Raw genomic sequence first — 9,687 nt, 5'->3', positions numbered from 1 at the left:
GCGGCGACCTGCTTCTTCAGGTGGTTTTCGTCGCTCAGGTATGTATGGAGGAAGGTCTTTTCGATCTGGCCGACTCCATAAGATGTCTCAACGAAAAATTGGTGAGGAGGCATCCCCACGTTTTCGGTGGGGAGATGATAGAAACCGGTTTCGTTGTCAGCAGGAACTGGGATCTTATCAAGCAGGGTGAAAGGAGGGGCAAGCGGGAGGATTCTTCCCTTTTCGCTGGGATACCTCCCAGCCTTCCCGCGCTGATTAAATCCAGGCAGATTCAGGACAGGGCCGCCAAGGTGGGTTTTGATTGGGAAGAGGGTGACCTCGGGCCGATTATTGATAAGATAAATGAAGAGATGGCAGAGCTCAAGGAGGCGATGGTCTCCGGCGACAGGGATCATATCGAGGAAGAGATCGGTGATCTTTTCTTCGCCCTGGTGAACCTCTCAAGGCATTTAAAAATCGAGGCCGAGTTCAGCCTCCAGAGGGCGAACAGGAAATTTGAATCTCGTCTCCGATTCATGGAAGAGAGGGTCGAACGCAGTGGAAAGCCCTGGTCTTATTTTACGCTTGAGGAGCTGGAAGCCCTGTGGAACGATGCTAAAAGAGAGTAAGAGCAAAGGCGGCATAGGAGAGGTTATCCGTCGGAGGTGACGAAATGAGCGTGGGATCGAAGGAGCAGGCGAAAACCGCTCCCGCTTCGGAGAAACGAGAGAGAGAGAGAGACGAGGAGCCCCAGAAGAAAAGGATAGGCATCACCGAGACGGCCCTCAGGGACGCCCACCAGTCTATCATGGCTACGAGGTTGCGGACCGAGGACATGATCCCCGTGGCGGAACAGATGGATGAGGTTGGGTACCACTCCCTGGAAGTATGGGGGGGCGCCACTTTTGACACCTGCATGCGTTTCCTCGAGGAGGACCCCTGGGAACGGCTCCGGACTCTTAGGAAATGCTTCCGCAAGACAAGGCTCCAGATGCTCCTCCGGGGCCAGAATATAGTGGGCTACCGTCATTACGCCGACGATGTGGTGAGAGAGTTCGTCAAAAGGGCCGTCGGCAACGGCGTTGATATAATCAGGGTTTTCGATGCCCTGAACGACCTTAGGAACATGGAGGTCGCCGCCGACCAAGTCAAGAAGGAGGGTTCCCACCTCCAGATGAGTCTCTGCTATACGATCTCTCCCATGCACACCCTGGAAGCTTTCGCGGACATGTCCCTCAAGATGAAGAAGATGGGTGCCGACTCCATATGCATCAAGGATATGGCGGGCCTTCTCGGCCCGGTGGAAGCCTTCGAACTGGTAAAGGCGGTAAAAAAGAAGACATCCCTGCCGGTGCAGGTCCATTCCCACTACACCAGCGGTATGGCGTCCATGGCTTATTGGGCAGCGATACTTGCCGGAGCCGATGTAGTGGACTGCGCTATCTCGCCCTTCGCGATGGGATCCAGCCAGCCGGCCACGGAGACGATCGTGGCGTCCCTCGCTGGGAAGGATTTCGAGGCCGGCATCACTCTCGAAAGGCTGGTGCCCGTGTCGAGGTACTTCAAGGAACTCAGGGAGAAGTACAGCAAGCTGATAATGGGTCTTGAAAGGGTGGACATCAACGTTCTCATTTACCAGATACCCGGCGGAATGTACTCCAACCTGGTGAGCCAACTCAGGGAACAGGACTCCCTTGACAGGCTTCAGGATGTGCTCAGGGAGGTCCCGCTTGTCCGGAAGGAGATGGGCTATCCGCCCCTGGTCACGCCTACGAGCCAGCTGGTTGGTTCCCAGGCGACCCTTAATGTCCTCATGGGCGAGAGGTGGAAGATGGTCTCCAAGGAGGTAAAGAACTACTTCCTCGGATACTACGGGAAGCCCCCGGGATCGCTGGACGAGGCGATCCAGAAGAAGGTAATCGGCGTCGAAAAGGCGATCACCTGCCGACCGGGAGAGGTCCTCGAACCGGAATTGCCCGGCGTCTACAAGACCATGGGAGCCTGGATAACGCAGCCCGAGGACGCCCTGAGCTACGCCCTCTTCCCGGCCGTCGCGAAGGACTTTCTCGTCAGGAAGTTTGCCAGGGAAAATCTCAGGGACGTGGGGCTCCAGCCCCTGGTGGAAGACGCGGCTTACCCGCTGTAGGGATTGCAGTTGTCCGTAGTCACATGATTGGAGGTGTTTTCTATGGACGCGGAACAAAAGGTGAGATCGCTCATAGAGGAACAGGTCCGGCCCGCCCTTCAGTCTCACGGGGGAGATATCGAACTTGTAAGGTATGATCCCGACGGTGGGGTGCTGACCGTGCGGCTCAAGGGAGCATGCGGTAATTGCCCCTTCGCTGCCGAGACACTGCGTTCCCAAGTGGAAGCCGTTGTCAGAAAGGAGATGCCCGAGATAGAAAAGGTCGTCAGGGCGGTATGAGGTCCGCCAGGGGCGATAAACCGACGGTTGAACCGGTGGAACTCGGCGACGCCGGATCCATTGGGGTCGCTGACGAAGAATCCTTCTCCCGTCTCCTGGGTCCGAGGGACGAAAACCTCAGGCTCATCGAGGAGCGTTATCCGGTCAGGCTCGTCGTGAGAGATCTTTCCGTTTCTGTCCAGGGGCCCGACGCCGACGTGGTGAACCTGGTCACGAAACTGCTCCGCCAACTGGTGAATATCGTCCGAAAGGGGCATGCTCTCCGGCCTGCCGAGATTACCTACGCCATGAACGCTTTTGCCGAGCAGGGTGTCGTTGATCTTATGCCCCTGTACGAGGACGTGATATGCTTGACCTACCGAGGGAAGCCGGTGCGTCCGAAAACAGGAGGCCAAAAGCGCTACGTCGATGCCATACGGAAGAACGATGTCCTCTTCGCTGTAGGCCCCGCCGGGACCGGCAAGACCTACTTGGCGGTGGGGCTTGCTGTGGCTGCCCTCAAGGAGGGCAAGGTCAGCAGGGTCGTCCTGGTTCGGCCCGCCGTGGAGGCTGGGGAGAGTCTAGGCTACCTCCCCGGCGACTTGAGGGAGAAGGTGGAGCCTTACCTCAGACCGCTTTACGATGCTTTTTACGAGATGTTCTCCCCGGAAAGGTTCACGAAGTATGTTGAAAAGAAGATCATTGAGATCGCCCCCCTCGCGTACATGAGGGGCAGGACCCTGAATGACAGTTTCATAATACTCGACGAGGCCCAAAACACCACACCGGAACAGATGAAGATGTTTCTCACCAGGCTCGGTTTCGGATCGAAGGCGGTCGTCATTGGTGATATAACCCAGATAGACCTCCCATCGGGTAAGGAGTCGGGTCTCAAGGTCGTAAGGAATATTCTCAAGGACATCCCCGCGATCGACTTCGTGTCCCTCGGTAAGAACGACGTGGTCCGCCATGAAGTTGTCCAGAAAATTGTGCAGGCCTATGAAGATTATGAGAAAAAGCAACGGTAAGGGTTCCGCACCGACTCGAAAGGATCTTTCAGTCGGCTACCTGGCCGGTGACAGGGGATATCGCCTTCGCTGGGCCGCCACCTTCATGCTCGCGGCCTTTGCTTCTGTCCTCCTCGCGGGCATGTGGTTCCTGAGGGAGGGAGGAAGTTCATTCAAGGTCGGCAGCCCCGCCCTCCAGACCTACCATGCCCATTCGCGCATGAGGATAGTCGATGAGAACGCTACAAGAGCCCTGAAGGAACAAAGGATGTCCGATATCGGGGGCGTCCTGGTAAGGGACCGGAAGTTCCGCGAAGAGGTTCGGGGCAAGTTTGCCGCTATGGAAAGAGGGGATTACGGCTCCGTTTTGCCCGAATCCCTGGCCCGGATTATGGAGAGCCTTCCCGAGGGCTCAGCCCGAAGGATAGCCAGCGTTGCTTCGAGGATCGCCCTATCCTTCCAGGACACCCTCCCGGGAGCGGAGTCAGAGCTACCGCCGGATGACCTGTGGAGGAGCCTGGATGCTTCGGACCTTTCCATTCCGGAGCAGAACCTCGCCTTCCAGATACTTGATCACGTCATGGAGAAAGCCATGATCATGGATCCCGACGTAACCCGGGAGGTGAGAGCCCTTGCGGCTTCCGAGGTAGAACCCGTTGAAAGGGTGCTGTCGGTGGGAGACATCATCGTCAGGGAGGGCGAAATGATCTCGCCCGAGATAGCTCTCGTCCTCCGGGCCCAGGGGTACCCGGAGGTCTTCTTCCCCTGGAAGACCCAGATATTTGTAGTGTCGGGAGTCCTTTCCTGGGCCTCATGGATGTGGTGGTTCTCGAGGCGTAGGGAGTTCCGCTTCGACGCCCGCGAGTGGGGTTTTATAATCACTATCCTCATCACGGGCTGGATTGCCATGTTCCTCTCGTCATTGCTGGGAAAGAACGGCCTGGGGGTCATCCCGCTGGCGGGTTGGGCTTTCCTCGCTCTACCGGGATCCTTTGCGTTCCACCTGGTCCTTTGGGGAGGAATCATTGGGTCGGTTATCACATCGGGAGGCTCGTCCACGGCGTTGATGCTTTCGGCATTCACGTCGGGCATAGCGGCTAGCCTGGCCTACATTCTCATGAGGAAGATCACAAGCCGCCTGGAACTTCTGCGTAAAATGCTCTTACTCGGGATCTCCCTGGCTCTCGGGGGTTTCTTCATAGGCTGGGGTCTTTACCTGCCCTCCGGAAGCCCAGTCCTTTTCACCCTTTCAGCTTCGGCCTTCGGTTGGATCCTGTCGACCCTGGTTATTCTGCCCCTCTGGGAAAAATTCTTCGATATTCTTACGCCCATTCGCCTCGTGGACTTGACCCATCCTTCGCACCCTCTACTCAAAAGGCTCCAGTTGGAAGCCCCCGGTACCTACCACCATTCCCTGATGGTCGGTACGCTGGCTGAAGCCGCCGCGGAAAAGTTGAAGATCGATCCTCTCCTGGTCAAGGCGGGAGCTTACTTTCATGACGTGGGCAAGCTCAGGCGACCCCAGTTCTTCGTCGAGAATCAGCAGACGGGACACAACCCCCATGACGAGCTAGCGCCTTCCCTTTCGGCACTTATAATAATATCCCATGTACGCGATGGGCTCGAGACAGCCCGGCAGTATGGGATCCCAAAGAAGATCAGGGCCTTTATCGGCGAACATCATGGGACCACCTGCCTTCATTATTTTTACAGGAAGGCCCAGGCCGCCGATCCTAACCTTCTCCTGGAGCAGTTTTGTTACCCTGGCGAGCGCCCGGCAAGCCGCGAGTCGGCAGTCCTAATGCTCGCTGATTCGGTCGAGGCCGCTGTCAGGGCTGCTGCTTCGGCCATAACCGACAGACGAGAACTGGAAGAAATGACGGAAGAGGTCATAGAAATAAAAGTGGCCGAATCCCAACTTTCCGATGTGCCCCTGACCTTTCGGGACCTGACTGGGATAAAGGCCGCCTTCATCGAGACCCTGAAACACATGTATCACACCAGGAAGATAACCCCCCTGGAAGAGGTGGGAGACGTGACCCTGGAGGCAACGGTGTCATGAGGATCATCACGGAGGTGACGGGCGAGGCTCGAGGGCTGATGCCAGGCGAGATTTTAGATAGGATACCCTGCGCGCTGGAGACAGCAGTGGAGGAGATCTTCCGGTCTCTTTGTCCTGGGTGGGATCCGTCGGGTGACCTTCTCCTCTCGGTGAACTTCATTGATGAGGATGAGATGAGCGAGCTCAGTAGCCGCTTCATGGGGGAAGACCAACCTACGGACGTCCTATCCTTTCCGATCCATGTCTCCGGCGGGGAGTTTAACTGCCCGACTTTCCTGCCCGAGTGCCTGCTGGGCGATATAATGATTTGCCTGCCCAGGGTGTTCGAGAACGCTTCAGAGGCAGGTCACCCGCCGGCGAAGGAACTCGCCCTGGTCCTGATCCATGGCCTGCTGCACCTTTTGGGCTGGGATCACGAGACAGAGGAGCGTAGGCTTGAAATGTGGTATTTCCAGGAGCAATACCTGGAAAAAGTGAAGCGTAGCCTCACCCCCCCGGAAGAACGGTTGGATCCCGGGCATAATTAGAAAGGATTGAGTTGCTGGTGCAGGAAGAGATTATTAGAAGCATCCTGATCCTGGTCGTGCTCCTCCTCTTCTCAGCTTTTTTCAGCAGCAGCGAGACAGCGATCACTTCTATAGGCCGCGGCAAACTTCTCGCGATCCAAGAGAAGAACCCCAAGAGAAGGAAGGGAATTGACTGGTTGATCTCGGACATGCCCAGGGCACTGACGGTCATCCTGATCGGGAACAACCTCGTCAACATAGCGGCCAGCGCCGTAGCGACCCAGGTGGCGTTATCGCTGATCGGGGCGAAGGGCCTCCTCGTGGCCGTGGCGTTCACCACGGTGGTGATAGTGATCTTCGGGGAGATACTTCCCAAGAGCGTCGCCATACTGAAACCCGACGGGATCGTATCGGGTGCCCTCCCCCTTCTCCGGTTCATCAACATGGTTTTTTCGCCGCTGATCTGGGTTACCGTGGGGATAGTCAAGTTCCTCGGATCCCTTTTGAAGGTGGACCTGTCCTCCCAGCATCCCTTCGTGACCAGGGAGGAGATCGAACAGATGGTCAATATAGGGGAGGCTTCCGGTGTCTTCGAGGAGGAGGAGCGCAGGATGATCCATGGCGTGATTTCCTTCGAGGAAACCAGGGTTTACGAGATAATGATACCCAGGACGGACATGGTGGCGGTTCCTGGTGATACCGATATAAACGAATCCCTCCCGGTTTTCAGGGAGTGTGGGCACTCCAGGCTCCCGGTGTATGGGAAAAGTCCCGATGATATCCTGGGCATCCTTTACGTTAAAGACCTGATAGGGGCTTTCATGTCGGACGACACAACGATCCAGGTATCCACCCTTGCCAGGGAGGCGCTTTACGTCCCCGAGACGATGAGATTAGCCGACCTCTTCGATGTAATGAGGGCGAGGAGGGTGCACATGGCCATCGTCATTGATGAATACGGAGGCACCGCCGGCCTGGTCACCCTGGAGGACCTTATCGAGGAGATCGTCGGTGAGATACAGGATGAATACGACGACGAAAGCGCCTTGATACAGAAGGAGCCCGACGGCAGCTATCTCGTCAGGGGACAGATGGGGCTGGAAGACCTAAGCGAAGCCGTGGGATACCCCTTTGAATCCAGCGACATGGACAGCGTCGGGGGGCTGGTCTTGTCCCTGGCCGGACGTTTCCCCGACAAGGGGCAAAGGCTCACCTACGGTCACTGGGAGTTCCAGGTCCTGGAAGTGGAGGACCACAGGATCAAGCTGGTCAGGATGATCCCCCTGGATGACCTTTACAGGATAGGAGAAGTCATCGAATGAAGGCATCTTGCGAAGAAAAACCCCTTTCCAAGGCTGATCTCGGTGCGCTTATGGGACAAGCGAGGGCTGCGCGAGAGCTGGCCTACGCACCCTACTCGGGTTTTCCCGTGGGTGCCGCCCTGCTCTCTGGGCTCGGTGATGTCTTCCGGGCCGGCAACGTGGAGAATAGTAGTTTCGGTCTTTCTGTGTGCGCCGAGAGGAACGCCATCTCCGTGATGGTGGCTTGCGGAGCGGCGAACCCCGTGGCCATAGCCGTTGCGGGACCTCCGGGCGTCCCCTGTCCTCCCTGCGGGGCTTGCAGGCAGGTCCTGGCGGAATTCAACCCCGCCATGACCATTGTCCTTGAAGACGGCGCCGGTGGGTTGGAAATCCTTTCACTGGAGGTACTTTTCCCCAGACCCTTCAGGCTGAAAGACGAAAGAGAATGAGCCGGGATCCCGCGTTCAGATCCGGTTTCGTGGCGATCGTGGGAAGACCCAACGTGGGGAAATCGACGCTGGTCAACGCCCTGGTGGGCGGCAAGGCCGCCATAGTTTCCGACAAGCCTCAGACCACGAGGAACAGCATCAGGGCAGTGCTGAACGATCCGCGGGGTCAGATCGTCTTCGTCGATACACCGGGGCTTCACAGGCCCCTTCATACCCTTGGTCGTTTCATGGAGAGACAGGCGGCGGTTTCCCTTGAGATGGCCGATGTCGTGTGTTTCATGGTGGAGGCGGGGGATAGCAGGATCGGTAAGGCTGACGGAATTATCCTGGACCTCTTGCAAAGGGTTCGTGTCCCCGTTGTACTCATCGTGAACAAAGTCGACGTCTCGGGCCCCCCCGGGGCGGACGATGGCTGGAAATGCTTCACCGGTAAGAGGGAATTCGCCCATGTCCTGCTCGTATCCGCCCTTGAAGGGCGTAATCTTGACCTCCTGTTGGAGGTTCTTTTTTCTCTTTTGCTCCCCGGTCCCCCCATCTTCGACGACGAAAGGCTGGTGGACTGCACCGAGCGCTTCATTGCGGCCGAAGTGATCAGGGAAAAGGTTCTCGAGCATACCGATCAGGAGGTACCCCATAGCGTCGCGGTGGTCGTGGAGGAATTCAAATCTCCCGAAGAGTATCCCGACAGGAGGAATCTCCTGGTACGTGCCACCCTTTTCGTCGAAAGGGCGGGTCAGAAGGCCATTCTCATCGGCAGGAGCGGTACGAAACTCAAGCGTATCGGTGAGCACGCCCGAAAGGAATTGGAGGAGGTTTTCGGTTACGATGTTTACCTGGACCTCTGGGTCAAGGTCAGGCCGGGATGGAGGAACTCTGAAAAGGAACTCCGGAGGTTGGGCTATACCTAGAGGGGATGCTTCCTTGGAGGGCAAGGCCGGCCAGAGATTGTTCCGCAAACGCGGGGTAGTCCTTCGAAGAAGGGACACCAACGAGGGCGATCGGAGCGTTTATGTCCTCCTCAGGGAAGAGGGGCCGGTATGGCTCATCGCCCCCGGCGGGGCCAGGGGCAAGGTCAGGCTCGGGGGGGCCACCGATCCGCTGGTTTGGGGTACATTTCACATATATAGAGGGCCCAACCGGTGGTACTTGAGAGAAGTGGATGTCCGGAAGGATTTCTTGTTACTGAGAAAGTACCCGTCCCGTATAAGGAAGGCGGCCGAGTGGGCCGCGTCTTTGGTAAAATATACACTTCCGGGTCATGCTTCTGACGACCTTTTGCCTATTTTTTACTGGTCCCTGTGTGTCCTGGAATCGGGCCGGCTCAGAGAAGACTTGGCCGATTGGCGTTTCTACTGGAGATGGTTGAGGAGCTGGGGCCTCGCTCCCAACCTCGAGCGTTGCCAGGAATGTGGCGCCGTGCTTGGGGAGGCCCTTTTTCGCGGGGAATCACTCCTTTGCGCCAAGTGCTCCAGCGGCGGGCGCGGGGTGAAGCTCAGTGCCCGGGACCAAAGTGAACTCTTCGCGGTTTCGGTGCTGGATCACGAGAAGATACTGACAATGAAGGACCTTCCCAGGATCGATCCCAGGAAGGTCCAGTCCTGCACCAGGATGCTTGCAAGGACCCTGTCGGACAGGGTGTAACGTCGAACCAGAAGGGGGAATACCGGGGTGAACCTGCAGGAGATAATGATGCGCCTTCAAAGATTCTGGGCTGAACAGGGGTGCGTGATCCATCAACCCTATGATATCGAGGTTGGGGCCGGCACCATGAATCCGGCTACCACCCTGCGGGTACTCGGCCCCGAACCCTGGAGAGTCGCCTACGTGGAACCATCGAGACGGCCGGCCGACGGAAGGTACGGGCAGAACCCGAACCGGCTCCAGCACTACTACCAGTTCCAGGTGGTAATTAAACCCGCCCCGGAGGAAATACAAGAGACTTATCTTGAGAGCCTTAGGACCCTTGGGATAGAACCGGC

General features: G+C 57.3%; 11 protein-coding genes. All 11 read left to right on the top strand.

Features of this window, described 5'->3' with window-relative positions; translation table 11 throughout:
- A partial coding sequence (gene mazG / locus GX108_04530) for a nucleoside triphosphate pyrophosphohydrolase (GenBank protein ID NLO56304.1) occupies positions 1-608 on the top strand: 608 nt, incomplete at its 5' end.
- A gap of 44 nt (positions 609-652) precedes the next feature.
- Positions 653-2,125: a pyruvate carboxylase subunit B gene (locus GX108_04525; protein ID NLO56303.1), complete on the top strand. Its 1,473-nt coding sequence runs from the start codon at positions 653-655 to the stop codon at positions 2,123-2,125.
- A 42-nt stretch (positions 2,126-2,167) separates the two neighbouring features.
- Positions 2,168-2,404 (top strand): NifU family protein, encoded by a 237-nt coding sequence (locus tag GX108_04520; protein NLO56302.1) that lies wholly within the window; start codon positions 2,168-2,170, stop codon positions 2,402-2,404.
- Entirely contained in the window at positions 2,401-3,411 is a 1,011-nt protein-coding gene (locus GX108_04515; GenBank protein ID NLO56301.1) for a PhoH family protein, read from the top strand. The genes GX108_04520 and GX108_04515 overlap by 4 nt, the downstream gene beginning before the upstream one ends.
- Complete coding sequence (locus GX108_04510; protein ID NLO56300.1) at positions 3,392-5,452, top strand: HDIG domain-containing protein; 2,061 nt, start codon at positions 3,392-3,394, stop codon at positions 5,450-5,452. The genes GX108_04515 and GX108_04510 overlap by 20 nt, the downstream gene beginning before the upstream one ends.
- On the top strand, positions 5,449-5,979 hold the full coding sequence (gene ybeY / locus GX108_04505; protein NLO56299.1) for an rRNA maturation RNase YbeY: 531 nt from the start codon (positions 5,449-5,451) through the stop codon (positions 5,977-5,979). Before GX108_04510 ends, ybeY begins: the two co-directional genes overlap by 4 nt.
- Positions 5,980-5,996: 17 nt before the next feature.
- Positions 5,997-7,280, top strand: a complete 1,284-nt coding sequence (locus GX108_04500; protein ID NLO56298.1) for an HlyC/CorC family transporter — start codon at positions 5,997-5,999, stop codon at positions 7,278-7,280.
- Positions 7,277-7,708 carry a cytidine deaminase gene (locus tag GX108_04495; GenBank protein NLO56297.1) on the top strand — a complete coding sequence of 144 codons (432 nt, stop codon included), beginning with the start codon at positions 7,277-7,279 and terminating at the stop codon, positions 7,706-7,708. Before GX108_04500 ends, GX108_04495 begins: the two co-directional genes overlap by 4 nt.
- The gene (locus GX108_04490; protein NLO56296.1) at positions 7,705-8,616 is read left to right on the top strand and encodes a GTPase Era; all 912 of its coding nucleotides are present in this window, start codon (positions 7,705-7,707) and stop codon (positions 8,614-8,616) included. Before GX108_04495 ends, GX108_04490 begins: the two co-directional genes overlap by 4 nt.
- Before the next feature lie 13 nt (positions 8,617-8,629).
- Positions 8,630-9,349 carry a DNA repair protein RecO gene (gene recO, locus GX108_04485; protein NLO56295.1) on the top strand — a complete coding sequence of 240 codons (720 nt, stop codon included), beginning with the start codon at positions 8,630-8,632 and terminating at the stop codon, positions 9,347-9,349.
- 27 nt (positions 9,350-9,376) lie between these two features.
- Positions 9,377-9,687, top strand: a 311-nt coding sequence (locus GX108_04480) for a glycine--tRNA ligase subunit alpha (protein NLO56294.1), incomplete at its 3' end; no start/stop codon positions are given.

Origin of the sequence: Thermovirga sp., from assembly GCA_012523215.1 — a bacterium.
Taxonomy (GTDB): Bacteria; Synergistota; Synergistia; order Synergistales; family Thermovirgaceae; genus 58-81.
Note: the sequence above shows the minus strand (reverse complement) of the source record. Positions and strands in the feature narration are given on the sequence as shown.

Coding starts and splice junctions, on each gene's coding strand:
- GX108_04525 (NLO56303.1), top strand. CDS start 653: ATGAGCGTGGGATCGAAGGAGCAGGCGAAAACCGCTCCCGCTTCGGAG.
- GX108_04520 (NLO56302.1), top strand. CDS start 2,168: ATGGACGCGGAACAAAAGGTGAGATCGCTCATAGAGGAACAGGTCCGG.
- GX108_04515 (NLO56301.1), top strand. CDS start 2,401: ATGAGGTCCGCCAGGGGCGATAAACCGACGGTTGAACCGGTGGAACTC.
- GX108_04510 (NLO56300.1), top strand. CDS start 3,392: ATGAGAAAAAGCAACGGTAAGGGTTCCGCACCGACTCGAAAGGATCTT.
- ybeY (NLO56299.1), top strand. CDS start 5,449: ATGAGGATCATCACGGAGGTGACGGGCGAGGCTCGAGGGCTGATGCCA.
- GX108_04495 (NLO56297.1), top strand. CDS start 7,277: ATGAAGGCATCTTGCGAAGAAAAACCCCTTTCCAAGGCTGATCTCGGT.
- GX108_04490 (NLO56296.1), top strand. CDS start 7,705: ATGAGCCGGGATCCCGCGTTCAGATCCGGTTTCGTGGCGATCGTGGGA.